The 24,558-nt window shown below is 72.7% G+C and carries 24 protein-coding genes; 19 read left to right on the top strand and 5 right to left on the bottom strand.

Annotated features, from left to right (window positions below; translation table 11 throughout):
* Positions 1 to 3 precede the first annotated feature (3 nt).
* The 7 genes from RDV89_RS10625 to RDV89_RS10655 all read left to right on the top strand — a co-directional run bounded on the left by RDV89_RS10625 (position 4) and on the right by RDV89_RS10655 (position 9,618).
* Positions 4 to 1,359 (top strand): dipeptidase, encoded by a 1,356-nt coding sequence (locus RDV89_RS10625; protein ID WP_315733016.1) that lies wholly within the window; start codon positions 4 to 6, stop codon positions 1,357 to 1,359.
* Positions 1,360 to 1,403: 44 nt separating this feature from the next.
* A complete protein-coding gene (locus RDV89_RS10630; RefSeq protein ID WP_315733017.1) occupies positions 1,404 to 2,621 on the top strand; it encodes a PucR family transcriptional regulator in 1,218 nt (405 codons plus the stop codon).
* 154 nt (positions 2,622 to 2,775) lie between these two features.
* Entirely contained in the window at positions 2,776 to 5,136 is a 2,361-nt protein-coding gene (locus RDV89_RS10635) for a molybdopterin cofactor-binding domain-containing protein (RefSeq protein ID WP_315733018.1), read from the top strand.
* A 27-nt stretch (positions 5,137 to 5,163) separates the two neighbouring features.
* A complete protein-coding gene (locus RDV89_RS10640; protein ID WP_315733019.1) occupies positions 5,164 to 5,649 on the top strand; it encodes a (2Fe-2S)-binding protein in 486 nt (161 codons plus the stop codon).
* A 59-nt stretch (positions 5,650 to 5,708) separates the two neighbouring features.
* Positions 5,709 to 7,295 carry an amidophosphoribosyltransferase gene (purF, locus tag RDV89_RS10645; protein WP_438823269.1) on the top strand — a complete coding sequence of 529 codons (1,587 nt, stop codon included), beginning with the start codon at positions 5,709 to 5,711 and terminating at the stop codon, positions 7,293 to 7,295.
* A gap of 44 nt (positions 7,296 to 7,339) precedes the next feature.
* Positions 7,340 to 8,422: a phosphoribosylformylglycinamidine cyclo-ligase gene (gene purM, locus RDV89_RS10650; protein WP_315733021.1), complete on the top strand. Its 1,083-nt coding sequence runs from the start codon at positions 7,340 to 7,342 to the stop codon at positions 8,420 to 8,422.
* Between the two features lie 212 nt (positions 8,423 to 8,634).
* A complete protein-coding gene (locus RDV89_RS10655) occupies positions 8,635 to 9,618 on the top strand; it encodes a hypothetical protein (protein ID WP_315733022.1) in 984 nt (327 codons plus the stop codon).
* Between the two features lie 87 nt (positions 9,619 to 9,705).
* On the opposite strand, the gene disA is transcribed toward RDV89_RS10655, so the two are convergent.
* Complete coding sequence (gene disA, locus RDV89_RS10660; RefSeq protein WP_315733023.1) at positions 9,706 to 10,782, bottom strand: DNA integrity scanning diadenylate cyclase DisA; 1,077 nt, start codon at positions 10,780 to 10,782, stop codon at positions 9,706 to 9,708.
* Positions 10,783 to 11,024: 242 nt separating this feature from the next.
* Between disA and RDV89_RS10665 the strand changes: the two genes are divergently transcribed.
* The 6 genes from RDV89_RS10665 to RDV89_RS10690 all read left to right on the top strand — a co-directional run bounded on the left by RDV89_RS10665 (position 11,025) and on the right by RDV89_RS10690 (position 14,602).
* Positions 11,025 to 11,687 (top strand): FHA domain-containing protein, encoded by a 663-nt coding sequence (locus RDV89_RS10665; RefSeq protein WP_315733024.1) that lies wholly within the window; start codon positions 11,025 to 11,027, stop codon positions 11,685 to 11,687.
* Positions 11,688 to 11,939: 252 nt separating this feature from the next.
* On the top strand, positions 11,940 to 12,398 hold the full coding sequence (locus RDV89_RS10670) for a DUF4395 domain-containing protein (RefSeq protein WP_315733025.1): 459 nt from the start codon (positions 11,940 to 11,942) through the stop codon (positions 12,396 to 12,398).
* A gap of 72 nt (positions 12,399 to 12,470) precedes the next feature.
* On the top strand, positions 12,471 to 13,319 hold the full coding sequence (locus RDV89_RS10675; protein WP_315733026.1) for a sulfurtransferase: 849 nt from the start codon (positions 12,471 to 12,473) through the stop codon (positions 13,317 to 13,319).
* A 1-nt stretch (position 13,320) separates the two neighbouring features.
* A complete protein-coding gene (locus RDV89_RS10680; protein ID WP_315733027.1) occupies positions 13,321 to 13,617 on the top strand; it encodes a DUF1416 domain-containing protein in 297 nt (98 codons plus the stop codon).
* A 233-nt stretch (positions 13,618 to 13,850) separates the two neighbouring features.
* The gene (locus tag RDV89_RS10685) at positions 13,851 to 14,129 is read left to right on the top strand and encodes a hypothetical protein (RefSeq protein ID WP_315733028.1); all 279 of its coding nucleotides are present in this window, start codon (positions 13,851 to 13,853) and stop codon (positions 14,127 to 14,129) included.
* A 242-nt stretch (positions 14,130 to 14,371) separates the two neighbouring features.
* Complete coding sequence (locus tag RDV89_RS10690; RefSeq protein ID WP_315733029.1) at positions 14,372 to 14,602, top strand: hypothetical protein; 231 nt, start codon at positions 14,372 to 14,374, stop codon at positions 14,600 to 14,602.
* Positions 14,603 to 14,670: 68 nt separating this feature from the next.
* On the opposite strand, the gene RDV89_RS10695 is transcribed toward RDV89_RS10690, so the two are convergent.
* Both RDV89_RS10695 and RDV89_RS10700 read right to left on the bottom strand, forming a co-directional pair.
* The gene (locus RDV89_RS10695; RefSeq protein ID WP_315733030.1) at positions 14,671 to 16,875 is read right to left on the bottom strand and encodes an acyltransferase family protein; all 2,205 of its coding nucleotides are present in this window, start codon (positions 16,873 to 16,875) and stop codon (positions 14,671 to 14,673) included.
* A 146-nt stretch (positions 16,876 to 17,021) separates the two neighbouring features.
* The gene (locus RDV89_RS10700) at positions 17,022 to 17,228 is read right to left on the bottom strand and encodes a hypothetical protein (protein WP_315733031.1); all 207 of its coding nucleotides are present in this window, start codon (positions 17,226 to 17,228) and stop codon (positions 17,022 to 17,024) included.
* Between RDV89_RS10700 and RDV89_RS10705 the strand changes: the two genes are divergently transcribed.
* The 6 genes from RDV89_RS10705 to RDV89_RS10730 all read left to right on the top strand — a co-directional run bounded on the left by RDV89_RS10705 (position 17,227) and on the right by RDV89_RS10730 (position 22,191).
* The gene (locus RDV89_RS10705) at positions 17,227 to 17,664 is read left to right on the top strand and encodes a hypothetical protein (protein ID WP_315733032.1); all 438 of its coding nucleotides are present in this window, start codon (positions 17,227 to 17,229) and stop codon (positions 17,662 to 17,664) included. The genes RDV89_RS10700 and RDV89_RS10705 overlap by 2 nt on opposite strands.
* Positions 17,665 to 17,750: 86 nt before the next feature.
* Positions 17,751 to 18,347 (top strand): hypothetical protein, encoded by a 597-nt coding sequence (locus tag RDV89_RS10710; RefSeq protein WP_315733033.1) that lies wholly within the window; start codon positions 17,751 to 17,753, stop codon positions 18,345 to 18,347.
* A 112-nt stretch (positions 18,348 to 18,459) separates the two neighbouring features.
* Entirely contained in the window at positions 18,460 to 18,963 is a 504-nt protein-coding gene (locus RDV89_RS10715; protein WP_315733034.1) for a heme-binding beta-barrel domain-containing protein, read from the top strand.
* A 7-nt stretch (positions 18,964 to 18,970) separates the two neighbouring features.
* Positions 18,971 to 19,405 carry a Fur family transcriptional regulator gene (locus RDV89_RS10720; RefSeq protein WP_315733035.1) on the top strand — a complete coding sequence of 145 codons (435 nt, stop codon included), beginning with the start codon at positions 18,971 to 18,973 and terminating at the stop codon, positions 19,403 to 19,405.
* 41 nt (positions 19,406 to 19,446) lie between these two features.
* A complete protein-coding gene (gene ygfZ / locus RDV89_RS10725) occupies positions 19,447 to 20,418 on the top strand; it encodes a CAF17-like 4Fe-4S cluster assembly/insertion protein YgfZ (protein ID WP_315733036.1) in 972 nt (323 codons plus the stop codon).
* 21 nt (positions 20,419 to 20,439) lie between these two features.
* Positions 20,440 to 22,191 carry a DUF4012 domain-containing protein gene (locus RDV89_RS10730; protein ID WP_315733037.1) on the top strand — a complete coding sequence of 584 codons (1,752 nt, stop codon included), beginning with the start codon at positions 20,440 to 20,442 and terminating at the stop codon, positions 22,189 to 22,191.
* Between the two features lie 79 nt (positions 22,192 to 22,270).
* On the opposite strand, the gene RDV89_RS10735 is transcribed toward RDV89_RS10730, so the two are convergent.
* Together RDV89_RS10735 and RDV89_RS10740 are read right to left on the bottom strand one after the other, a co-directional pair.
* Entirely contained in the window at positions 22,271 to 23,734 is a 1,464-nt protein-coding gene (locus RDV89_RS10735; protein ID WP_315733038.1) for a tyrosine-protein kinase domain-containing protein, read from the bottom strand.
* An 84-nt stretch (positions 23,735 to 23,818) separates the two neighbouring features.
* Positions 23,819 to 24,511: a TetR/AcrR family transcriptional regulator gene (locus RDV89_RS10740; RefSeq protein WP_315733039.1), complete on the bottom strand. Its 693-nt coding sequence runs from the start codon at positions 24,509 to 24,511 to the stop codon at positions 23,819 to 23,821.
* Positions 24,512 to 24,558 lie beyond the last annotated feature (47 nt).

Genomic DNA, 24,558 nt, shown 5'->3' on the forward strand with positions numbered 1-24,558 from the left:
GCCATGGCTGATCTCTCCGTCGACACCCTCCGTGCCCGCGTGGCGGCCGCGCTGCCGGGCGTACGCCGTGACCTCGAGGACCTGGTCCGCATCGAGTCGGTGAGCGCCGACCCCGAGCGGGCGGGGGAGGTGCGCCGCAGCGCCGAGGCCGTCGCGGCCCTGCTGGAGGCCGAGGGCCTGGAGACCCGGATCGTGTCCGCCGACGGTGGCGCCCCCGCCGTGATCGCCCGGCGCGAGGCGCCCGAGGGCGCGCCGACGGTGCTGCTCTACGCCCACCACGACGTGCAGCCCGAGGGCGACCACGGCGACTGGGACTCCGCGCCGTTCGAGCCGACCGAGCGGGGCGAGCGGCTCTACGGCCGCGGCGCCGCCGACGACAAGGCCGGGGTGGTGGCCCATCTCGGTGCCCTGCGCGCGCTCGGCGCCGACCTCGCGGTCGGCGTCACCGTCTTCGTCGAGGGCGAGGAGGAGGTCGGCTCCGAGACCCTCCCGGCGCTGCTGGCCGCCCATCGCGAGGAGCTGCGCGCCGACGTGATCGTCATCGCCGACTCCGCGAACTGGGACGTCGGCGTCCCCGCGCTGACCACCTCGCTGCGCGGGCTGGTCCGCGTCGACGTCGAGGTCCGCACGCTCACCCACGCCGTGCACTCCGGCATGTGGGGCGGCCTCGTGCCCGACTCCCTGATCGCGCTGTCGCGGCTGATCGCCTCGCTGCACGACGACGTCGGCGACGTCGCGGTCGCCGGGCTGCACGCGGGCCCGGCCGCCGACGTGGACTACCCCGAGGAGCGGCTGCGCGCCGAGTCCGGCGTCGCGCCCGGCGTCGGGTTCATCGGCACCGGCTCCGCCGTCGAGCGGCTGTGGACGAAGCCGTCGCTGTCCATCACCGGCCTCGACGCCCCGAAGGTCGACGGGGCCTCGAACACCCTCGTGCCGGCCGCCCGGGCGAAGATCTCGATGCGGATCGCGCCGGGCGACACCGCCGAGAGCGCCCTCGCCGCGCTCCGCGCCCACCTCGAGGAGCACGCGCCCTGGGGCGCGCAGGTCACCGTCACGCTGGTCGACACCGGCGAGGCCACGCAGATCGACGCGACCGGGCCGGCCTACGACGTCGCCCGCGACGCGTTCGCGGACGCCTGGGACGGCGTACGCCCCGTCGACATGGGCGTGGGCGGCTCGATCCCGTTCATCGCCGAGTTCCTCGAGGCGTACCCGCAGGCCTCCGTGCTCGTCACCGGCGTCGAGGACCCCGACACCCGCGCCCACGGCGCCAACGAGGGCCTGCACCTCGCGGAGTTCGAGCGCGTGCTGCTCGCGGAGACGCTGCTCCTGACCCGCCTGGCCGAGAGCCGGGCCTGACGGCCGGGCGCGGGGCGACGGGCCGGGACGAGGGAGGGCGCCGCGTGCGGAGCACCACCGCCGCCTTCCTCGAGCGGCACCACGCCACCCGGGTGCAACCGCTGGCCGACCGGCTGGTGGCGACCATCCGGGCCGAGAACGCCGGGTACGCCCACGTGCCGGCCGTCGCGGACGACGACCTGCGCACCTCCTGCGTCGACAACGTCGCCCGGGTGCTGGAGCTGCTGGCGCTCGAGCTCGCCGCGCCCGTGGGGGAGGCGGCCGGGGAGGCGGCGGAGGCCGGGGGCGACGACCAGGACCGGTACGACGCCGCCGAGGCCACCGGGCGGCGGCGTGCGGAGCAGGGCCTGCCGCTCGACGACGTGCTGCGCTCGTTCCGGATGGGTGGCCGGCTGATCTGGGACGACCTGCTCGACCAGGCCGGCGACGCCCTGGACGCCCGTGAGGCCCGCGAGCTCGGCACGGCGCTGTGGGCGGTGGTCGACCGCACCTCGGCGGCGGTGGCCGCGGCCTACCACCACGCCGAGGTCTCGGCGGTCCGGGTGCACGAGCAGCGGCGCACCGCGCTGTGGGAGGACCTGCTCGCGGGCCGCGGCGCGGACCCCGGGTTCGCCGCGGAGGCGGGGCGGGTGCTCGACATCGGCACGGGCCCGTGCGTCGTGGTGGTCGCCGACGCGGCGACGAGCGGCGAGGCCGCGGCGAGCGCCGAGGTCAACCTGCGCTCGGCCGGTCACGGCTCGAGCTGGGTGCGGCGGGCGGTCGGGCTGGTCGGGGTGGTGGAGACCCACGGACCGGTCCCGGTGCTGGCGCCGGCCCTGCGCGTGCTCACGGCGGGAGCCACCGGGGTGTCCGGCGTCGTGCCGGGCCTGGCCCGGGTCGAGGAGGCGTTCCGCCAGGCGGTCGACGCGCAGCGGGTCGCGGCGAGCCGGGGGCTGGCGTGCCTGACCTACGACGACGCCCTGCCCGACGCGCTGCTGCTGGCCGCGCCCGCGGTCGCGGCCCGGCTGGTCGAGCACTGGCTGGGGCCGGTGCTCGACCTCCCCGTCGAGGAGCGACGGGCGCTGGTCGAGACGCTCGAGGCGTGGGTCGCGGTGGGCGGTTCGACCACCGCGACGGCGTCGGCGCTGCCCTGCCACCGCAACACGGTGCTCAACCGCCTGCGTCGGGTGCAGCAGGTCAGCGGCGGTCGCGTGGGCGCGGGCGTGCCGGCGGTCGAGCTGGCGCTGGCGCTGGCGGCGTACCGCCTCGGGCTGCGCAGCTGACCGTCCGCTCCGAGGCCGCTGTGCAGACTGCCCAGTGATGCGCGTCACATGATGGGCGTCGGTGCGTTGGGCGGGCCGGTCGCGGGTGCGACCGTAGGAGCAGGGAGGGAGTGACGCCCCGGCGCTCGCGTCGGACGATGCTCTCGGAGGAAACGTGACGACCACAGGTCCGACCGGCGCTGCCGGTCTCGGGACGGACCGGCACGGCATGGACGCCGAGCCCGCGACGGCAGTGAGCCGCCGCGGCTTCCTCGGCTTCGTGATCGGCGGCGCGACGCTCGTCGCGGCCGCGCCGTTCGTCGACGCCCCGCGCGCCGAGGCGCTGCCGACCCTGCCGCAGCCGGCGGAGATCTACGACCTCAACGACTTCCTCACCCACGCCGGGCTCGCGACGAGCCAGCTCATCTACATCACCATCGACGACGACGGCGGCGCGTCCTTCGAGCTGCCGCGCGCCGAGGTCGGCCAGGGGATCACCACCTCGACCGCGATGATCATCGCCGAGGAGCTCGACCTGCCGCTGGACAAGGTGCGCGTCTCGCTCGCCCCGGCGCGTCCCGAGCTGCTGTTCAACCAGCTGACGGGCGGCTCGAACACCACCATCTCGACCTACACGCCCGTGCGCGTGGCCGCCGCGATCGCCCGCGGGGCGCTGCTCGAGGCCGCCGCGACGCTGCTCGGCGACTCGGTCGACCAGCTGACCACGAAGGTCGGCGGACTGGTCGAGGCGCCCGACGGGCGCCAGGTCGCGTACGCCGAGCTGGCCGCGTCCGCCGCGTCGTCCCGGGATCGTGCCGTGGAGGTGCAGCTGCCCGACCGTCCCGCCGGCCGGGTCGTCGGCACGCCGCAGAACCGGGTCGACGCCCGCGCCGCGGTGACCGGGCAGAAGGAGTTCGCCACCGACCTGCAGGTGGAGGACGCGTGGCCGACGATGATCTGCCGCGCCCCCACGCTGAACGGCACACTGCGCACGCTGGCCAACCGGGCCGCGATCGAGCAGATGCCGGGCGTCAGCCACGTCGCCGAGCTCGACCTCGGTGTCGCCGTGCGGGCCCGCACCTTCGGCCAGTGCATCGACGCGGTGCGGGCCGTGGAGGCGCAGTGGGAGGACGGCCCGGTCGCGGGCGAGGACGACGCGTCGGTGCTGCGCGGGCTGAAGGCCTCCCAGCTGCCGCTGCCCGCGCTGCCGAGCCTGCCGCTGCTGGTGCGCACCATCAACCACGACGTCACGTTCTACTTCCGCAGCAACTCCCCGATGGACACGAACTCCGCGGTCGCCGACGTGCGCGAGGACCGCGCCGAGGTGTGGTCGGCGCTGAAGTCCCCCGTGGTCGCCCAGGCCGCGATCGCCGAGGCGGTGGGCCTGCCGGTCAGCGCCGTGACCGTCAACGTCGTGCAGGGCGGCGGGTCGTTCGGCCGGCGGCTCTTCTTCGACGGGGCGCTCGAGGCGGCGCGGGTCAGCAAGGCGATGGGGGTGCCGGTCAAGCTCATGTGGCACCGCGCCGACGACGCGCGCGCCGGGCGTACCCACCCCATGTGCACCTCCCGGATCCGCACCGTCCTCGCGGGCGACGAGGTCGTCGCGTTCCAGCAGTCGATCACCAGCGTGGAGACCGACTTCCGCCACGGCCTCGGCGACGCGCTCACCGCGTTCGCCGCGGACCTGCCGACCGGCCTGGGCAACCTGGGCTTCAGCGAGACGGTCTTCCTGCTCACCCAGGAGGTGCCCTACAACTTCGGCGCCGTGGTGCAGGTGCTGACCGAGGTCGACCAGCGGTTCAACACCGGCAGCATGCGCAACATCTACTCGCCCGACGTGCGCGCGGCCTCCGAGCTGGTGGTCGACCAGATCGCCGCGGCGGTGGCCAAGGACCCGTACGAGTTCCGCCGCTCCCACCTGCGCAACGCGCGCACGGCCGCGGTGCTCGACAAGGTCGCCACCGAGGGTGGCTGGGGCCGCGAGATGGAGCCGGGCACGGCGCAGGGCATCGCGATCCACAAGGAGTACAAGGGCGCGACCGCCTGCCTCGTCGAGCTCGACTGCCGCCCGGAGACGGTGGGCAGGGAGGTGCGCGACGCGGTCACCGGCCCCCGGGTCACCAAGGTGGTCTTCGCCGTGGACGCCGGGCTGGTGATCAACCCCCGCGGGCTCGAGGCCCAGATGCAGGGCGGCATCAACGACGGCATCGCGCTGGCGCTGACCTCCAGCCTGCACCTGCGCGACGGCCACTTCCTCGAGGCCAGCTGGGACAACTACTTCTACACGCGGCAGTGGAACACCCCGCCCGAGGTGGAGGTGCACGTGATGCCCTCCGACAGCCCCCAGCCGGGCGGTGCGGGGGAGGCGGGCGTCGCGGCGACCTTCGCGGCCGTGGCGTGCGCATACGCCCGGGCGACCGGCACCACGCCCACCCACTTCCCGATCAACCACCTCGAGCCGCTGGCCTTCGAGCCGAAGTCGTTCGTGCCGCCGGTGCCGCCCTCGCCGACCAACGGGCTGCGCCTCACCTACTGAACCCACCCCGAACGAAAGGGGCCCCTCGTGCCCGCTCAGACCTTCCGGCTCAACGGCGAGGACGTCACCGTGGACGTCGAGGACGACGTGCGCGTGCTGTGGGTGCTGCGCGACCTGCTCGGGGTCGTGGGCCCCAAGTACGGCTGCGGCATCAACGTCTGCAAGGCCTGCACCTCGCACGTCAACGGCCGGGCGTTCAACCCGTGCGCGGTGCGGGTCGGCGACCTCGGCCCCGACGACGAGGTCACCACGATCGAGGGTCTGCCGGCCACGGTCGGCGCGGCCGACGGCGAGCTGCACCCGATGCAGGAGGCGTGGCTGGAGCGCGACGTCGCGCAGTGCGGCTACTGCCAGCCCGGCCAGATCATGGCGGCCGTGGCGCTGGTGCGGAAGGTGCGGCGCGAGGGCCGCACGATCACCGACGCCGACCTCGACGGCATCCGCAACATCTGCCGCTGCGGCACCTACACGCGCATCCGCGAGGCGATCGTGGAGGGCGAGAGCCGGATGTGACCCGTCCGCCGGTGACGCGGCGTCGTCGTGGGGCGCCCGGCGGTCGTACGATGCTGCGCGTGGCCACCACCCGCAGCACGCGCAAGGGCGACGGTCGGCTGACCGCCGCACTCGACCCGCAGGACCAGGGCCCGCAGGACGCCTGTGGCGTCTTCGGCGTCTGGGCGCCAGGCGAGGACGTCGCGAAGCTGACCTACTACGGGCTGTACGCGCTGCAGCACCGCGGCCAGGAGTCCGCGGGCATCGCGGTCAGCAACGGTCGGCAGATCCTCGTCTACAAGGACATGGGGCTCGTCTCCCAGGTCTTCGACGAGTCGACGCTCGACGCCCTGCAGGGCCACGTCGCGATCGGCCACTCGCGCTACTCCACGACCGGCGCGAGCACCTGGCACAACGCGCAACCGACGTTCCACCCGACGCCGCACGGCTCGATCGCGCTGGCCCACAACGGCAACCTCATCAACACCGCCGAGCTGGCCGCGATGGTGCGCGACCGCAGCGTCCTCGACGGCGAGCTCGACCTCAAGGTCACGCGCGTGGAGCCGGTCTCGACCAACGACACCAGCGTCGTCACCGCCCTGCTGGCCGACCACCCCGACACCACCGTCGAGGAGCGCGCCAAGGAGCTGCTGCCGCTGGTCAAGGGCGCGTTCAGCTTCGTGTGGATGACCGAGGACACGCTGTACGCCGCCCGCGACCCCCAGGGCATCCGCCCCCTCGTGCTGGGCCGGCTCGAACGCGGCTGGGTCGTCGCCTCGGAGACCGCGGCCCTCGACATCGTCGGCGCCTCCTTCATCCGCGAGATCGAGCCGGGCGAGATGGTCGCGATCGACGCCGACGGCCTGCGCAGCCAGACCTTCGCGGAGGCCGCGCCGAAGCACTGCCTCTTCGAGTTCGTCTACCTCGCGCGCCCCGACACGGTGATGACCGGCAAGCGGATGCACAGCGTGCGCGTCGAGATCGGCCGGCGCCTGGCGAAGACGTTCCCCGTCGACGCCGACCTGGTCATCCCGGTGCCCGAGTCGGGCACCCCGGCGGCGATCGGGTACGCGGAGGCCTCCGGCATCCCGTACGGCACCGGTCTGGTCAAGAACTCCTACGTCGGGCGCACCTTCATCCAGCCCTCGCAGACGATCCGCCAGCTGGGCATCCGGCTGAAGCTCAACCCGCTGCGCGACGTCATCGAGGGCAAGCGGCTCGTGGTCGTCGACGACTCGATCGTGCGCGGCAACACCCAGCGTGCGCTCGTGCGGATGCTGCGCGAGGCCGGGGCCCGCGAGGTGCACGTGCGGATCTCCTCGCCGCCGGTGAAGTGGCCCTGCTTCTACGGCATCGACTTCGCGACCCGCGCCGAGCTGATCGGCAACGGGCTCTCGGTCGACGAGATCTGCCGCTCGATCGACGCCGACTCGCTGGGCTACATCGACCTCGACGACCTGGTCGACGCCACCGACGTGCCGAAGCCGAACCTGTGCCGCGCCTGCTTCGACGGCGTCTACCCGATCGAGCTGCCCGACCCGGTGCTGCTCGGCAAGGACGTCCTCGAGTCGTCGCAGTCGGTGCCGGTCAGCACGACCACCGACGTCGACGGCCTGGCCGCCTCGCTGTCGGGCAGCGGGGCGAGCGACGCCCTGCGGCGGCCGTAGCCCCCGCGCGTACCCCCCCGGCCCCACCCCGAGCAGGAGACCACGTGACCCAGACCCCGCAGAACGCCTACGCCGCCGCCGGCGTCGACATCGACGCCGCCGACCGGGCGATCGACCTGATGAAGGGGTGGGTCGAGAAGTCGCGCCGCCCCGAGGTGATCGGCGGGCTGGGCGGCTTCGCGGGGCTGTTCGACGCGTCGGCGCTGAAGGCGTACGACCGGCCGGTGCTGGCGACCTCGACCGACGGCGTGGGCACCAAGGTCGCGATCGCGCAGGCGATGGACAAGCACGACACGATCGGGTTCGACCTCGTCGGCATGGTCGTCGACGACCTCGTGGTCTGCGGCGCGGAGCCGCTGTTCATGACCGACTACATCGCGACCGGGCGCGTCGTGCCGGAGCGGATCGCGGCGATCGTCAAGGGCATCGCGGAGGCGTGCGTCGAGGCCGGCTGCTCGCTGGTCGGCGGCGAGATCGCCGAGCACCCGGGGCTCCTGGGTCCGGACGAGTACGACGTCGCGGGCGCGACCACCGGCGTCGTCGAGGGCGAGCAGATGCTCGGCCCCGGTCGTGTGCGCCCCGGCGACGTGGTGATCGCGATGGCCTCCAGCGGCGTGCACGCGAACGGGTACTCCCTCGTGCGCCACGTGCTGCTCTCCGAGGCCGGCGCCGGCTGGTCGCTGGACCGCCACGTCGACGAGCTCGGCCGCACGCTGGGCGAGGAGCTGCTGACGCCGACCAAGATCTACACGAAGCCGTCGCTGCGCCTGGCCCGCGAGACCGCCACCCACGCGATGGCGCACGTCACCGGCGGCGGCCTGGCCGCGAACCTCGAGCGCGTCGTGCCCGAGGAGCTCACGGTCACGATCGACCGCTCCACCTGGACCCCGCTGCCCGTCTTCTCGCTCGTCCGCGACGCCGGCGCCGTCTCGCAGCCCGACCTCGAGGCGACGCTCAACTGCGGCGTCGGCATGGTCGCCCTGACCGACCCGTCGTCGGTCGACGCCGCCCTCCTCGCCCTCGAGGAGTCGGGCGTGCAGGCGTGGGTCGCCGGCGAGGTCCGCGCCGCCACCGGCGACGACCGCCCCGGCTCCGTCTCCCTCACCGGGCAGTACGCCGGGTGGTGAGGGGCTCCCGCCTCCTCTGGATTACCCGGTTCACCGGGTAACGCTCGACCTAGACCCTGTCTGAACAGGGTCTAGGTCGAGCGTTCCGGCACACAGTCCGGGCGCTGGTCGGCCGAGCCACTTCTCGTCCCCAGCAGGCTCCGTCGACGTGGTCGTCCCCAGCGAGTCGTCGCGCACGCCCCGGCGGCCCTCGCAGCAACGACGCTGCCGGCATGAACGAGCTGCTCCCGGACCTCGCCCTCGTCGTCGCACGCCGCACCGTGTTCTTGCGCAAGGAGGCGCTCGCAGCGGGCTACGACGAGTCCACCATCCAGCGGTTCACCCGCACCGGTCAGTGGCGTCGGGTACGCCCGGGAGCCTTCGTGACCCAGGACGTCTGGAGCGGCCTCGACGACCGGCGGATGCACGTCCTGCGGGCCAAGGCGGTGGCCGCGCGGTCACGGGCCGCGTCGGTGTGCTCGCACACGACGAGCGTCGTGCTGCTCGGCGGCTCGACCTACAACCTGGTGATGGACGACGTCCACGTCTCGCGGGACAAGGGCAAGGCGGGCCGGTTCGAGGCCGGCGTGCGGCGGCACCGGGTACAGCTCGACCCCGTCGACGTGACCGTCACCGACGGGCTCTCGCACACGGTCGCGGCGCGAGCCGTGCTGGAGGTGCTGTCGATCAGCAACGTCGACACAGCGTTGTGCGTGGCCAACGACTTCCTCCATCGCGGGCTGGTCACCATCGACGAGCTGGCCGCCCACGCCGAGGTGACCCGGCACTGGCCCGGCACGCTGGCATCCGACCTGCTGCTGCTGCGCGCCGACCGTCGGATGGAGTCCGTGGCCGAGACGCTCCTGGACAACCTCTGCTACCGCCACGGCGTGCACGGAGGCCAACCGCAGTACGAGATCCGCCACGAGGGACAGTTCCTCGGGCGGGTCGATCGCGCGTTCCCCGAGCTGGGCGTGTGGGTCGAGGTCGACGGGCGGGCGAAGTACACCGACTTCCGCCGCGAAGGCCAGACCCTCGAGGACGTCCTGATCGCGGAGAAGAACCGTCAGAACCTGATCGCGGCCTACACCGGGTGGGAGTGCGTCCGACTGACCTGGGCGGACCTGATGCGACCCGCGAGGACGGCCGAGCTGCTCAAGGCCGCGCTCGAACGCGGTCGGCGCCGGATGAAGGCCGGCCCGCCCGTGCTGACCTGACGCTGTGTGCCGGAACGCTCGACCTCGGCCCCGTTCAAACAGGGTCTAGGTCGAGCGTTACCCGGTGAACCGGGTAATCCAGAGCCCTCAGACGTACCGCTCGAGGATGCTCGACTCGGCGAGGCGGGACAGGCCCTCGCGGACGTTGCGGGCGCGGAGCTCGCCGACGCCCTCGACGGCCTGGAGGTCGTCGACGCCGGCGGAGAGGAGCTTCTGCAGCGTGCCGAAGTGCTCGATGAGGCGGTCGACGACGGCGGCGGGGAGACGGGGGACCTTGGCCAGGAGGCGGTAGCCGCGGGGGGCGACGGCGCCGTCGAGGTGCTCGCTCGTGCCGAGCCCGAGGGCGCGGGCGACGGAGGCGGGGTCGACGAGCTCGGTGGCGGAGAGGCCCTCGAGCCGCTCGAGCAGCTTCTCGGGGGAGGGGGCGCGGCGCCCGGAGGGCAGGTAGTCACGGACGACGAGCTCGCGCTCGGTGTCGACGCCGGTGACGAGCTCCTCCAGCTGCAGCGACAGCAGGCGCCCGTCGGTGCCGAGCTCGAGCACGTAGTCCTCGATCTCGCGCGCGATCCGGCTGACCATCTCGAGGCGCTGGGCGACGACGGCGACGTCGCGCACGGTCACGAGGTCCTCGATCTCGAGCGCGGAGAGCGTGGTGGCGACCTCGTCGAGGCGCAGCTTGTAGCGCTCGAGGGTGGCGATCGCCTGGTTGGCCCGGGACAGGATCTGCCCGGAGCCCTCGAGGACGTGGCGGGTCTCGCCGACGTACGCCGCGATGATCTGCATCGACTGCGACACCGAGATCACGGGGAAGCCGGTCTGGCGGGCGACGCGGTCGGCGGTGCGGTGGCGCGTGCCGGTCTCCGACGACGGGATGGTGTGGTCCGGCATCAGGTGCACGGCGGCGCGGTGGATCTTCGTCAGGCCGGTGTCGACGATGATCGCGCCGTCCATCTTGGCCAGCTCGCGCATGCCGGTCGCGCTGAACTCCACGTCGAGGTCGAACCCGCCGGTCGAGATCGAGTCCACGACCGCGTCGAGGCCGAGCACGATCAGGGCGCCGGTGCGGCCGCGGAGGATCCGCTCCAGCCCGTCGCGCAGGGCGGTGCCGGGCGCCGTCAGCGCGAGCACCTCCCGCATGCGCAGCATGTCGTCGCTGCGGTCCATCGCCACCACGTCGCTCCAAGGTCGTCGGTCGTGCTCCCGGACCCTGCAGCACCGGACAGCGCGCCCGAGTCTAGGAGATCGACCTGCCCAGGTCGCCTGACTTTGGTAGCGCGTCCCCCGACGCGGGTCGCGCGCTTCTTGCAGCAAAGAATCGCCTGAAGGCGGTGACAGCGACGTGTACGCCGTGGCTCACTGGGCAGAGCACCACGTCGGGGACGGCGTGCGTCGAGGAGGGAGTGGTCATGGGCTGGGCTGTCGTGGTGGTCGCGGTGATGTCGCTGGTCGGGGCCGGTGTCGGCGCCGCGCTGGCCTACCTGTGGGGCAGCCGCCGCGAGCGGGAGGGCGTACGCACGCCCCTGGCCGCCGCACCCACGCCCACGCCCACCGGCACCGCGGTCCGCGCGGTCCCCCTGCCGCCCACCGAGCGCACCCTCGTCCTGGCCGCCCCGATCCCCGCAGCCCCGACCCCCGCAGCCCCGGTCGCCACGCCGGCCGAGCGCACCGTGCCGCTCGCGGTCCTGCCCCCGCCGGGTGCGGTACGCCCGGCGGTGCGCGGCCGCGGCGCCGTCATCCGGGGCGTCGACGAGGTCGCGGTGATGCTGCCGGGCGGCGGCTACGTGCGCGTCGCCTCGGGCTCCCTGGTCGGCCGCGCGGACGGCTGCCGCGTGATGTTCCGGCTGGCGAAGGTCTCGCGGCGGCACGCGGTGATGTACGCCGCGCGGGGCTCGTGGTGGATCGGCGACCTGGGCAGCACCAACGGCACGATCGTCGACGGCGTGGCCGTGCAGGGCGCGGCCGAGCTGCGGGAGGGCTCGTACGTCCGCGTCGGCGGCCGCGAGGGCATCGGTTTCACCGTGCGCAGCGCCGTGGTCTCCGCGGACGTCGACTCCCCGTCCGCCGCCTGACGTCCATCATCCGAACACGCGTCCCAGCATCCGGACGAGCAGTTCGGGGCGGCCGGACCCGCCCCCTACATTGGACTCCGTGTTCACGACCCTGCTGACGAAGCGACGCGCAGTCGACCACTGCCGCGTGCGCTCCGCGCTGTGTCGACGCCCCTGACCGACGCCGCCCGCAGGCCTGCGCGCCTGCCCTGAGGTCGAACGCCCGACCGGCCGCGTCACGTGCTCCCACCCACCACCGACGTCAGGCATGCCATGTCCACCGAGCTCCACGACCGGGTCCGCATCGACCCGCGGGGTCCGCAGCTCTCCGCCGCGCTGACCTCCGTCGTCCTCGCGCTGGTGCTGCTGCTCGGCGACTCGACCGGCGCCCTCGTGCTGCTGGCCGCGCAGACGGCGGTGTTCGCGACGGGGGCGGCCTGGGGCCCGCAGTTCACGCCGTACGCCTGGGTCTTCCGCACCCTGGTGCGCCCGCGGCTCGCGCCACCCGCCGAGCTGGAGGACGCGGCGCCGCCGCGCTTCGCGCAGGCGGTCGGCCTCGGCTTCGCGCTCGTCGGCCTGGTCGCGCTGGCGCTCGGCGCCACGCTCGCCGCCCAGGTCGCGGTCGGGTTCGCCCTGGTGGCGGCCCTGCTGAACGCGGTGTTCGCGTTCTGCCTCGGCTGCGAGGCGTACCTCCTGATCAAGCGGGCCACCACCCGGCCGGCCCGCGCCTGAGACCACCAGCCCCGAGACACCAGCTCCATCCCCTGACCACCGACGTTCAGCACGCAACCGAAAGGCACACACATGAGCCGCGAGTCCGCACTCGTCAGCACCGAGTGGGTCGAGGAGAACCTCGACACCGACGGGATCGTCATCGTCGAGGTCGACGAGGACACCACCGCCTACGACAAGGGCCACATCCGCAACGCCGTCAAGCTCGACTGGACGACGGAGCTGCAGGACCAGGTCCGCCGCGACTTCGTGAACAAGCAGCAGTTCGAGGAGCTCCTGTCGTCCAAGGGCATCTCGAACGACGACACCGTGGTGCTCTACGGCGGCAACAACAACTGGTTCGCGGCGTACGCGTACTGGTACTTCACGCTCTACGGCCACAACGACGTCAAGCTCGTCGACGGCGGCCGCAAGAAGTGGGAGCTCGAGTCGCGCGAGCTGACGAACGAGGTGCCCAGCCGCGCCACGACGTCGTACTCCGCGCAGGAGCAGGACCACTCGATCCGCGCCTTCCGTGACGACGCGGTCGCCGCGATCGGCGTGCAGAACCTGGTCGACGTGCGCAGCCCCGACGAGTACGCGGGTCGCCTCCTCGCCCCCGCCCACCTCCCGCAGGAGCAGGCGCAGCGCGCCGGCCACGTGCCGACGTCGATCAACGTGCCGTGGAGCAAGAACGTCAACGACGACGGCACCTTCAAGTCGGAGGAGGACCTCAAGGCCCTCTACGCCGACGCCGGCATCGACGACTCCAAGGACACCATCGCCCTGTGCCGCATCGGCGAGCGCTCCTCGCTGACGTGGTTCGTGCTCAAGGAGCTGCTGGGCCACCAGAACGTGAAGAACTACGACGGCTCGTGGACCGAGTACGGCTCCCTCGTCGGCGTCCCCGTCGCCCTGGGCGACGAGCCGGGCGAGGCCTGACATGTGCGGCGCTACCGAGGGTGGCCTGTCGCTCGACGGCGTCAACGTCGCGAAGGAGGCCGTGATCCAGGGCCAGGTCCTGCGCGCCGGTGAGCCGGTGGGCAACGCGTACGTCCGCCTGCTCGACCGCACGGGCGAGTTCACCGCCGAGGTCCCGACGTCCGCGACGGGTCACTTCCGCTTCTTCGCCGGTGACGGCGAGTGGACGCTGCGCACGCTCGCGCCGAAGGCCGACACCGTGGACCGCTCGGTCGTGGCCCGCACCGGCGTCGTCGCCGAGGTCGAGATCGCGATCTGAGTCGCTGGTCGCAGCAGACCGAGGAGGGGCCGTCACCGCGAGGTGGCGGCCCCTTCGTCGTACCCGGGAGATGGGCCGCCCCACGATTTTGCTGTGAAGGACCTGAATCTCCCGCGACGTGAGGGTCGGGGGACCTACCGTGGAAGGGCCCGTCGGGGGACGGGCGAGACGTGAAGCCAGCGCGTCGTCCCTGGCACCTGCTTGTCCGGCCCGAACCTCCCGTGGCGGTGCCCATGCGTACGACCTCGCCCGACCCCTACCAGCCCGTCGCTCCCGCGGCGCCCGTCACCGCGACCCTCGACGGCCTCGACCTCGTCGTCACCGCGGCCGATGCCCTGCCCCTGCTCGTGCTGGGCGTCGACGTCGCGACGGGGGAGGGCGGCTACCTCCAGGTCGACGTGCGCCCCGGCGTCACCCGCCTCGCCGCCCCGCTCCACCGCAGCGGCGTGCACGTCGAGGTGGTCGACGGGCGCTCCGGCGCCGTGTACGCGCAGCTGGTCACCGCCGCCTGAGCTCTCGCAGAGCTGGCACCAACGGCACGGGTGGGCCCGCCGTCTCGCACGAAAGTCGGAAAATCGGCGCCCAGCACGCCTTTCCAGGGCTCTTCGGCCCGGTTCTCCGACCTTCGTGCTGACAGGCGGCGCGCGAGCGGTCCGTGCGGGTGCGTTGCGGGCTCGCACAGAACGGACAGGTTGTCCGATCTGTCCAGGGCATCCGTTGCGCGTACGCGACGCGCTGCCGCTAGGTTGCCGAGGTGCGCACCTTCGAGCGGGTCTACTTCTGGAGCCTGGTCGCGTTCAGCGTCGTCGTCGTCGCCTTCGCGGCCGGGGTCGTCGCTCTCCAGGTGGCCGGTGTGGGCTTTCACACCGTGATGGTCATCAGCGCCGTGGTGCTCAACCCGTTGGTGGTGGCGCTCCAGTGGTGGTCGTTGGCCATCCGCCGCCGCGATCGCCTCGCGAAGCACGCAGCCGCGATAACGGCCTGAGCCGAACGAGACGACCGGCGAACCCGAGTCCGCGACTGCCGCCGAAGGGCCGGCGGTTCAGCGACCCATCACGACTCGGCCGCGGCCGCGTCGATCGCCGGCGCGAGCGCCTCGCCGACGACGGGCCCCATCTTGCGCGACATCGCGTCGGTGAGGTGGGCGACGTCGGCGCGCACGGGCGTACCGTCCACGAACGACGGGCAGCCGACCTCCGGGATGCAGAACCACGGCAGCACGTCGACGAACGTGGCGCCGTTCTGCTGGGCGGCCTGCTGCATGGAGCGGTACCAGGGCGTCGGGTTGAGCCCGATCTCCTGGACGCAGCTCGCCGGCGTCGAGGTGGGGGTGCGGCAGTCCACGAGCGCGCGGGCGGTCGGCGGGGGCGGCAGGTAGACCACGTGCTCCGACATCTCGGCGTAGGTCGGCGCGACGCGGAGCAGGCTCTGGCCGAGCTCGAGCGTCGCGGTCCGCTCGTCCGGCACGTCGGGCACCTGGCGGGCGTCACCCTGGCCGGAGACGACGAGCACGTCGGGCTGCTCCTCGGCGATCTGCGCCAGGGCGTCCTCGCGGAACTCCGAGCACTCCGGGTAGGGGCTGCCGTCGGTGTTGGTGATGGTCAGGTCGCCGGGGATGCACTGGCGCGCGGCGTACACCTCGATGCGCCAGTCGTCGCCCACGGACTCCTCGATCGCCGGCAGCCACGAGATGCCGATCGAGTCGCCGTAGAGCACGAGGGTCCGCTCGCCCTCGGGGTTGCCGTAGACGCAGTCGGCGGCGTTGGCCATGGGGTCGTCCTGCGCGCCCTCCTCGAAGGCGAGGCAGCCGTCCTCGATCCAGGGGTCGACGAGCTCGCTGCGGTCGAGGTCGTCGACCGACGGGCTGAGCTCGGGCCAGTCCGGCTCGAGCAGCGCCTCGGCGAGCTGGACGCGCCACGCGCCGGCCTCCGTGCCGTCGGTGGGCCCGGCGATGACCTCCTCGAGGAAGGCCTGGCCTGGCACGGTCGGCTCGGGGATCCGGGCGATCGCCGCGGCCGTGACGGCGGTGCAGGCGAGCGCCGCGGCGGTGGCCACGGCGACGTGCCGCAGGAGGCCGCGCGACGGCGTACCCGAAGCCCCGGCCGCTGCGCGCCGCTCGCGTCCCGCGCGCCCCTCGAGCCAGCGCGAGTGGTGGATCGGCTTCTCGAAGGCGTGGTAGGCGGCCGACGAGGCCAGCGCCATCACCACGAGCGCGCACACGTAGTAGGTCGTCGTGCCCGGCGGCAGCAGCGCGGCGAGCAGCACGATGACCGGGAAGTGCCACAGGTAGAGCGAGAACGAGATGTCGCCGACGTAGGTCATGGCGCGGTTGGTCAGCGGCCAGAGGTACGGCGCGGGGCCGGCCGTGCCGCCCGCGATCACGAGCGCGCTGCCCAGCACCGGGAGCAGCGCGGCGGGCGCGGGGAAGCCCTGGTCGGCGGTGATCGTGAGGGCGCCGACGACGATGAGGCCGAGGCCCAGCCACGACACCGCGGAGCCGACGCGGCGGCCCATCGAGAGCAGCAGCGGCGCGCAGATGGCGAGCAGGGCGCCGAGGCCGAGCTCCCAGACGCGGGCGAGGGTGGAGAAGTACGCCCACGTCGGCCGCTCGGTGGTCTCGTAGAGGCCGAAGAGGAACGACGCGACCACGATGGCGGCCATCGTGACGCCGACGGCCAGCCGCGAGTGGTGGCCGCGCCCGGCCTTGGCGAGCACCGCGAGGAGCAGCAGCATCAGCCAGGGCCACACGAAGTAGAACTGCTCCTCGACCGACAGCGACCAGTAGTGTTGCAGCGGCGAGGCGCCGGTGGTGGCCGCGAAGTAGTCGGTGTCGTTGGAGGCGAAGCGGTAGTTCCCGACGAAGAAGAACGACCAGAGCGCGTCGGTCCACACGCCCTTGGCCCGCGTCTCGACGTAGACCAGCCAGGCGGCGACCGAGGTCACCGCCAGCACGAGGGTCGCGGCGGGCAGGATCCGGCGGGCGCGCCGCCGGTAGAAGTTCGCGAACGAGATGTGGCCGGTGCGCTCGTGCTCGCGCAGCAGCAGCCCGGTGATGAGGAAGCCGGAGATCACGAAGAAGACGTCGACGCCGATGAAGCCGCCGTGGGGCCAGCCGGTGAGGTGCTCGGCGACGACCAGGAGCACGGCGACGGCGCGCAGGCCCTGGATGTCGAGCCGCGGACCCTTCGCCGCGGTCGCGGGTGCCCGCCGCTTCCCGCCCCTGGCGGTGGTCGCCGGGGCGGCGTCGGTCTCGGGCACGGGTCGGTCTCGCTCTGCGTCGGGGGCGGGTGGGCCGCACGCCAGGATAGGGATCCGGTGGCGCGAGCGGGGAAATGACGCAATCGCGCGCGCCGTAGTGTCGCGGCGTGAGACGGGTGGACGGTGGTCCAGACCAGGGACGCATCTCACCCTTTCGGGTTGCTGCGCAGGAAATCCGGCGCAACGGCGCGGGATTTCACCCCGACCTCATTGTTTCCGTTGTATGAACCTTCAGCGGCATCGCGTGATTTACCGTCCACCGGCGCGTCGCGGCTGAAATCTCCCCTAGAGTTCTCGTCAACACGCGGGTGAGGGGTTCGCTCGCGGCAGCAGACATCGTCAGGGGTTCTCATGAAGAAGCTTCTCGTCGCCGCGCTCAGCGCGGTGCTCATGACGGTCGGTCTGGCTGCGACGGGGGCTTCTGTTGCCACTGCCGCGCCGGCTGGTCCGTCGTCCGCCCAGTACCCGGGCACGATCGGCACCTACGCCGCCGTCTCCGCTGCGTACCCGTACCGCTACGGCGGCGTGGCCAAGCCCAAGCGCCTCGCGGTGTGGTACGGCGGTCGCGACGGCGAGCGCATCACCGGCCGTGTCTACGTGACCACCCGCAAGAACGGCACGACCACCACGACGACCGTGTCGTACTGGTACAACGGCTTCGGTCGCAACGTGTGGACGAACCTGTTCTCGCAGCCGGGCTCGCACCAGATCACGGTGGCGTTCCAGCCGAGCGACTCGACCTACCGCAACACCCAGACCTCGTACTGGATCTGGATCTCGCCCCGCTGATCCAGCCCCACGTCTGACGCGACGCCCCCGGCTCCGGCCGGGGGCGTCGTCGCATTTCCGGGCCGCTCACCGCTAGCGTCCCACTCATGACCGGTTCCGCCCGGCCGCTCCTGGCCCGCGTGCTCCCGGCACTGGTGCTCCTGGCGCTGGCGGGCTGCGTGCGCGTCGACGGCCCGGACGAGGCCGCGCCGACGTCGTCGTTGCGCTCCGAGGTCGACGGCGTCGAGACGTGGGACCTCACCGCGGCGCCGAGCCCTGAGGCCGCCGGTATTGAGGACGGCAGCACGGCGGCGATCTTCGAGACCGACGAGCCCCGCGATGTCGTGCTGCTGCTGCCCGAGGGGCGCGAGCTGCGGGTGCCCACGGAGGTGCTCACCTTCCAGCGGTTCTCGGGGGAGCGCGACGGCGAGGTCTCGCTCGGCGTCCGCGGCCCCACCGTCCCGCCCGACGATCTCGTCGGCCAGCTGGAGGACCTGGCCGACCAGCTGCAGGTCGACGCCACTGGCGTCGGCGACTTCGCCGACGAGGTCGCGGCCGCCCCGGTCGAGCAGACCGAGCGCGTGCGCAACGCGAGCCCCACGACGACGATCGGCGACCTCGAGGTCGGCTTCTCGGCGAACCTCGCCCCGATCGCGGAGGCGGGGCGCCTCGTGCTCGGCGGGGTGTGGGAGAGCGAGCGTTAGACTCGCCGACCATGGAAGCCGTGCTCGTGGCCGCCCTCGTCGGTGCCCCTGTCGCCCTCGCGCTCGTGGCGCTCCGCGCCGTCGTCCGTCTGCTCGGTCCGGCGGCCCGCTGATGCCCTTCGAGCTGCCCGACAACCTCCACCCGGCCTGCGGCCCGATCGCCTGGATGCTCGGCACGTGGCGCGGCAACGGTCACGGGAACTACCCGTCGATCGAGCCGTTCCAGTTCGGCCAGGAGCTGATCTTCACCCACGACGGCCGCCCGTTCTTCCACTACATGGCCCGCTCGTGGGTCGTCGACGAGCAGGGCGAGAAGGTGCGCGAGGGCGCGATCGAGACGGGGTTCCTGCGCGCGAAGACCGACGGCGAGCCCGGCGAGGTCGAGCTGCTGCTCGCCCACAACACCGGCATCGTCGAGATCTGGGCGGGCAACGCCGCCGACGGCAAGGTCGAGATCGTCACCGACGCGATCGGCCGCGTCGAGGGGGCCCAGGAGGTCACCGGCGGCAAGCGCCTCTACGGCAACGTCGAGGGCGAGCTGCTGTACGCCTACGACATGGCCGCCGAGGGCCACGAGCTGCAGTCGCACACCTGGGCCCGCCTGCAGCGGGCATGAGGCCGGCGTGAGCGAGGACGGCGCGGGAACGGACTGGCGCGAGCGCCTGCGGGCCCAGGGCTACCGCCTCACTCCGCAGCGCGAGCTGATCCTCGGCGCGGTGACCACGCTGCGCCACGCGACCGCCGACGAGGTGTTGGCCGAGGTGCGCCGGTCCTCGAGCGCGGTCAACCTCTCCACCGTCTACCGCACCCTCGAGGTGCTCGAGGGGCTCGGCCTGGTGCGGCACGCGCACCTGAGCGACCGCGCCCCGACGTACCACGCCGTGGACGGTCACGAGCACTTCCACACCGTGTGCCGGAAGTGTGGGCGGGTCACCTCCGTTGATGCCGACGAGGTCTCGGCGTTCGTGACGCTCCTGCGGGAGCGGCACGGCTTCGAGGCCGACACGGGTCACCTCGCGGTCTTCGGGACGTGCGTGACCTGCCCGACCCAGACATGACAGACGCAGACACGCGAGACCCCGACATCCGGAGGACCTGCATGACCAGCCCCCTGCTCTCCCTTCCCGGCGCCGTCGCCGGCGAGGGGCTCGACGCCCCGGTCGCCGCGCACTACGGCTCCTTCAACGCCGAGCAGCGCGCGCTCGTCGCCGGTGAGGGCTTCGTGGACCTCTCGCACCGTGACGTGCTGCGCGTCTCGGGCGACGACCGCCTGACCTGGCTGCACTCCCTGACCACCCAGCACCTCACGGAGCTGGGCCCGAACGAGTGGACCGGCGTGCTCGTGCTCAGCCCGCAGGGCCACGTGGAGCACGCGTTCTACGGCTACGACGACGGCGAGGCGTTCCTCGCCCACACCGAGCCCGGCGCCGGCGCCGCCCTCGTGGACTTCCTCTCGAAGATGCGGTTCTGGTCGGCCGTCGAGGTCGAGGACGTCACGGACCGGTACGCCGTGACCTGGCGCCCTGCCTCCGCGACGCCGTCCGCGTCGGGCGAGGTGGGGATGTACGCGGCCTACGAGCTCGTGCCCCGCGAGAAGCTGGAGGCGTACGCCCAGGCCGCCGGCCCCGCGGCCGGGCTGTGGGCATTCGAGGCGCTCCGGATCGAGCGGGGCGAGCCGCGTCTCGGCCTCGACACCGACCACCGCACGATCCCGAACGAGGCCGGGTGGATTGGCCCGGCGGTGCACCTCGACAAGGGGTGCTACCGCGGCCAGGAGACCGTCGCGCGCGTGCACACGCTGGGCCGTCCGCCGCGGCGCCTGACGCTCCTGCACCTCGACGGGTCGCTCAACCAGCTGCCCGCCCGCGGCGGTGAGCTGAAGCTGGGCGACAAGGTCGTCGGTTTCGTCGGCACCTCGGCGCGCCACCACGAGCTGGGCCCGATCGCGCTGGCGCTGGTCAAGCGCAACGTGCCTGTCGACGCGCAGCTGGACGCCGACGGTGTGCCCGCCGCCCAGGAGGTCGTGGTCGATCCCGAGGTGGGTCTGCACGTACGTCCCCGCCTGAAGTGACGGGCCGATAAAGTTCGGTCCATGCGTGCTCTTCGCGGCTGGAAGCTGCCGGTGCTCCTCGTCGCGATCCTGCTGGTGGCCTTCGCGGCGTACGCCCTGTGGCAGGTGATGCGCACCAGCACCGACCTGGCCTCGGCCGCCGACGACGCCCGCTCGCTGCAGCAGGCGGTCGAGTCGGGCGACGACGCCGCGGCCGAGCGGGCCCTGGACTCCCTGCGCGCCAACGCGGGCGCCGCGGCCGACCGCACCGACGGGCCGCTGTGGTCAGTGCTGACCTGGACGCCCGTGCTGGGCGACGACCTCGACGGCGTCCGCACGGTGAGCGCCGTGCTCGACGACCTCGCTACCTCGGGCATCGAGCCGCTCGTGGAGACGTCGCGGCAGCTCAACAGCCTGCGGCCGGTCGACGGGCGGGTCGACCTCGACGTCGTCGCCGGTCTGCAGGAGCCGGTCGCCACCGGCCGTGACGCGTTCGCCACCGCCTCGAGCGACCTCGACGAGCACGATCCCGGCGGCTTCGTGGGAGTGCTGGGTGACAAGTACCGCGAGGTCGCGACCGAGGTCGACCGCGCCGCGCGCCTTCTCGACTCCGCCGACCGGGCCGTGCAGGTGATGCCCACGATGCTCGGCGCCGACGGGCCCCGCAACTATCTCCTGGTCTTCCAGAACAACGCCGAGGTGCGCGCCGGCGGCGGCCTGCCGGGTCTCGCCGCGCTGGTGACGACGAACGACGGGGCCATCGACCTGAGCCGTCAGGTGCCAGGCAACTCGTTCGGCGAGCTCGACGAGCCGGTCCTGCCGCTGACCGAGGCGGAGGACGACATCTGGGACGAGCAGCTCGGCACGTTCTTCCTCGACGCCAACTTCACGCCCGACTTCCCGCGCTCCGCCGAGCTGTGGCAGGCGCGCTGGGAGCAGGAGTACGAGTCGGTGGACGGCGTCATCGCGGTCGACCCCGTGACGCTGTCGTACGTCCTCGGCGCCATCGGTCCGGTGGAGGTCGAGGGCGATCCGACCCTGACCGAGGAGAACGCGGTCGACGAGCTGCTCCACCAGGTCTACCTGCGCTACGAGGACCCGGCCGACCAGGACGCCTACTTCCAGGCGGCGGCCAGCACGATCTTCGACCGGGTCGCGAGCGGCGGCGGCGATGCCCGCCAGGTCATCACCGCGCTGTCGCGAGGCACGAACGAGGGCCGGCTCAAGGTGCACTCCTTCGACGAGTCCGAGCAGGCCGTGCTCACCGGCACACGGATCGCGGGCGAGCTGAAGGACGACCCGGGCGGCGCCGACCCCCAGCTCGGCGTCTACCTCAACGACACCACCGGCGCGAAGATGTCCTACTTCCTGCGCCACGAGGTGCACGTCACCGCGAACAGCTGCACCTCCGACGGGGTGCAGCGGCTCTCAGGGCGGGCATACCTGCTGTCGGACGCCCCCGCAGACGCGGCGTCGCTGCCGACCTACATCACCGGCGGCGGCAACTTTGGCGTCGAACCAGGTGGCCAGCTCGTGACCATCAACATCGTCGGTCCCGTCGGTGGCGAGTTCGACAACATGACCTACAACGACGAGCCGCTGCTGACCTCGCCGATCATCGACCTCGACGGTCGCCCGGTGCTGACCGCCGTGACGCTCCTCGAGCCGGGCCAGACCTACGACCTGAAGTGGACCGTCACCACCGGCGAGGGCCAGACCGGCGACGTCGCCGTCGACAGCACTGCGGGCGTCGAGCCGGGCACGGCGTCGAGCACGGCGCGCAGCGCCTGCTGACCCGGCGGCGCCGCAGCACCGGCAGGGACACGAAGGGCGCGGCGCCGGGGTCCCCAGGGCCGCGCCCTTCGTCGTCGGCTCAGTCCTTCGCGCGCTTCCCGCGCCCGCCGCTCCTGGCCGCCGCCTTCTCGGCCTGGCGTGCCGCCTTGGCCTCGGCCTTGCCCCGCGCCGACGACGGCGTCGACCCGTCCGGGCTGTAGCCGTAGCCATACCCGTAGCCATATCCGTAGCCATACCCACCGGTGGTCTTCGGCGTCATGTTGAAGACGACTCCGAGCGGAGCCGCGTCGACCTGCTGCAGGCGGTGCACCGCACCGGCGAGCTGGTCGCGGCTGGTCTTGCCGTGCCGCACGATGACGATGGCGCCGTCGGCCTGGGCGGCCAGCAGGGCGGCATCGGTGACCGGCAGCAGCGGGGGAGCGTCGATGAGCACCACGTCGTAGCGCTGTCGCGCCTCGGCGATGAGGTCCTTCATCGCGCCCGACTGGATGAGCTCGGCCGGATTGGGGGGCACGGCGCCGCTAGCCAGGACGTCGAGGCCGGCGACGTGCTGCACCGCGTCGTCGAACGACGCCTTGCCGACCAGGACGGTCGTGACGCCGATGCTGGAGTCGAGGTCGAGCGAGCGAGCGGCCCGAGGTCGGCGGAGGTCGCACTCCATCAGCAGCACCCGCTCCCCACCCTGCGCCAGCGCCAGCGCCAGGTTCACGGTCGTCGTGGTCTTGCCCTCGGCGGGCAGCGCCGAGGTGCCGACGATGACCTTGGAAGACTTGTCCACGTCGACGAACTGCAGGTTCGTCCGCATCACGCGGAACGCCTCGACGCGCGGCGCGTGCGGTTCGAGAGAGGTGATCAGCGGCGAGGACTTCACCGAGGGGTCATAGCCGATCGCGCCAAGCAGCGGAGCGTCGGTGGCGTCGGCGATGTCGTCGGTGGACTTGACCGTCGTGTCGAGCAGGTCGCGCAGAACAGCCACGCCCACGCCGAGGAGAAGTCCAAGGACGAATGCCAGCACAAGGTTCCTCGTCGGCTGCGGGGCGACGGGAGCATCGTTGAAGTCGGCGGGGTCGACGATGGTCACCTTGATCGGCGCCGTCGTCTGGCCGGTCGGCGTCTCGAGCTCGCGGACGAGGTTCACCATGGCCTCGGCGTATCCCTGGGCGATCCGCTGCGCCTCGTTGGGGTCGGCGTCGGTGACGGTGATCTCGAGGTTCACGGTGTCGGGCACGACGGCCGCCTCGACCGACCGCACGAGCGCCCCGGGCTCCGCGTCGAGTCCGAGGTCGTCGATGACGGTCGAGGCGAGCTCGCGGCTGCCGACGAGGTCGGCGTAGGACGTCACGCGCTGCGCCGAGTAGAGGCTGCCGGTGTACGCCTCGGACGTGTCGCTCTGCTGCGTGCTCACGAAGAGCTGGGCGGTGGACTGGTACTGCGGGGTCGCCGTGTACGTGTACGCCGCCGCCGCTGCCACGGTGGCGAGGGTGACGAGCGTGACGACGAGCCAGGAGGCCCGAAGAATCCGCAAGTAGTCACGGAGGGTCATGAGGCTCCCGGGATCGGTGCGTGACGGATGCGCTGATCCTAGTGTTCGCGGCTGGCCTCCGGTGCAGAACGGGGGAGGGCGACGTCACCCTGCATGGTCGGGCCGAAGCCTCTGGGGCGCCATCTGGTCGAGCAGCGCGCGCCGCAGCCACCGTCGGTACGCCTCGCCGTCGAGGCCGGCGTCCCGGGTCAGGCGACGGTGCGTCTCCGTCGAGACGAGCACCCAGAGCGTGGCGGCGAGCTCCTCGTCGTCGACGTCGGGGCGCAGCCAGCCGCGGGAGCGGGCGTAGCGCACGCCCGTGCGGAATGCGTCGTGCGCCGAGGCCATCTCGTCGCGCCAGGCCTCGGCGACGGCCGGGTCCTGCAGCGCGGCGCCCTGCCACGCCTCCCAGAACGCCGAGGCGCGGGCGTTGGAGACGGCGTAGAAGTCGACGAGCACGCCGACGGCCTCGGGGAACGACGCCGCGCGGGCGACGTCCTGCATGAAGTCCGCCGCGAGGATGCCGTCGAGCTGGTCGGTGTCGAAGACGCCGACCAGGCGGGCCCCGTCCAGCAGGTCGCGCTTCGACCCGATCTTGCGCACCGTCTCGAGGGGCACGTCCGCGTGCTCCGCGATCGCGCCGAGGGTGGTGCGGGCGTACCCGTGCTCGCCGAAGAGCGCAAAGGCGGCCCGGAACACCCGGTCGCGGGTGCGGCCCGCCTGCGCCGCGCGGCGGGAGTTGTCGTAGCGGCGCCGCCCGGGCGGGTCGAATTCCGTCGTTCCGACCTCGGTTGTCACGGCGGCATCGTACGCTGCAGATCGGATCCCCGCCCGGGTATCGAAAA

The organism is Nocardioides imazamoxiresistens (assembly GCF_032378595.1).
Lineage (GTDB): Bacteria > Actinomycetota > Actinomycetes > Propionibacteriales > Nocardioidaceae > Nocardioides > Nocardioides imazamoxiresistens.

Excerpts from the sequence above, each read along its gene's own strand:
- RDV89_RS10730 (WP_315733037.1), top strand. The coding sequence starts at position 20,440 with ATGCGTGCTCTTCGCGGCTGGAAGCTGCCGGTGCTCCTCGTCGCGATC.
- RDV89_RS10665 (WP_315733024.1), top strand. The coding sequence starts at position 11,025 with ATGGGCTGGGCTGTCGTGGTGGTCGCGGTGATGTCGCTGGTCGGGGCC.
- RDV89_RS10705 (WP_315733032.1), top strand. The coding sequence starts at position 17,227 with ATGAAGAAGCTTCTCGTCGCCGCGCTCAGCGCGGTGCTCATGACGGTC.
- RDV89_RS10710 (WP_315733033.1), top strand. The coding sequence starts at position 17,751 with ATGACCGGTTCCGCCCGGCCGCTCCTGGCCCGCGTGCTCCCGGCACTG.
- RDV89_RS10680 (WP_315733027.1), top strand. The coding sequence starts at position 13,321 with ATGTGCGGCGCTACCGAGGGTGGCCTGTCGCTCGACGGCGTCAACGTC.
- RDV89_RS10675 (WP_315733026.1), top strand. The coding sequence starts at position 12,471 with ATGAGCCGCGAGTCCGCACTCGTCAGCACCGAGTGGGTCGAGGAGAAC.
- disA (WP_315733023.1), bottom strand. The coding sequence starts at position 10,782 with ATGGACCGCAGCGACGACATGCTGCGCATGCGGGAGGTGCTCGCGCTG.
- RDV89_RS10625 (WP_315733016.1), top strand. The coding sequence starts at position 4 with ATGGCTGATCTCTCCGTCGACACCCTCCGTGCCCGCGTGGCGGCCGCG.
- RDV89_RS10685 (WP_315733028.1), top strand. The coding sequence starts at position 13,851 with ATGCGTACGACCTCGCCCGACCCCTACCAGCCCGTCGCTCCCGCGGCG.
- RDV89_RS10715 (WP_315733034.1), top strand. The coding sequence starts at position 18,460 with ATGCCCTTCGAGCTGCCCGACAACCTCCACCCGGCCTGCGGCCCGATC.
- RDV89_RS10655 (WP_315733022.1), top strand. The coding sequence starts at position 8,635 with ATGAACGAGCTGCTCCCGGACCTCGCCCTCGTCGTCGCACGCCGCACC.
- RDV89_RS10670 (WP_315733025.1), top strand. The coding sequence starts at position 11,940 with ATGTCCACCGAGCTCCACGACCGGGTCCGCATCGACCCGCGGGGTCCG.
- ygfZ (WP_315733036.1), top strand. The coding sequence starts at position 19,447 with ATGACCAGCCCCCTGCTCTCCCTTCCCGGCGCCGTCGCCGGCGAGGGG.
- RDV89_RS10700 (WP_315733031.1), bottom strand. The coding sequence starts at position 17,228 with ATGAGAACCCCTGACGATGTCTGCTGCCGCGAGCGAACCCCTCACCCG.
- RDV89_RS10735 (WP_315733038.1), bottom strand. The coding sequence starts at position 23,734 with ATGACCCTCCGTGACTACTTGCGGATTCTTCGGGCCTCCTGGCTCGTC.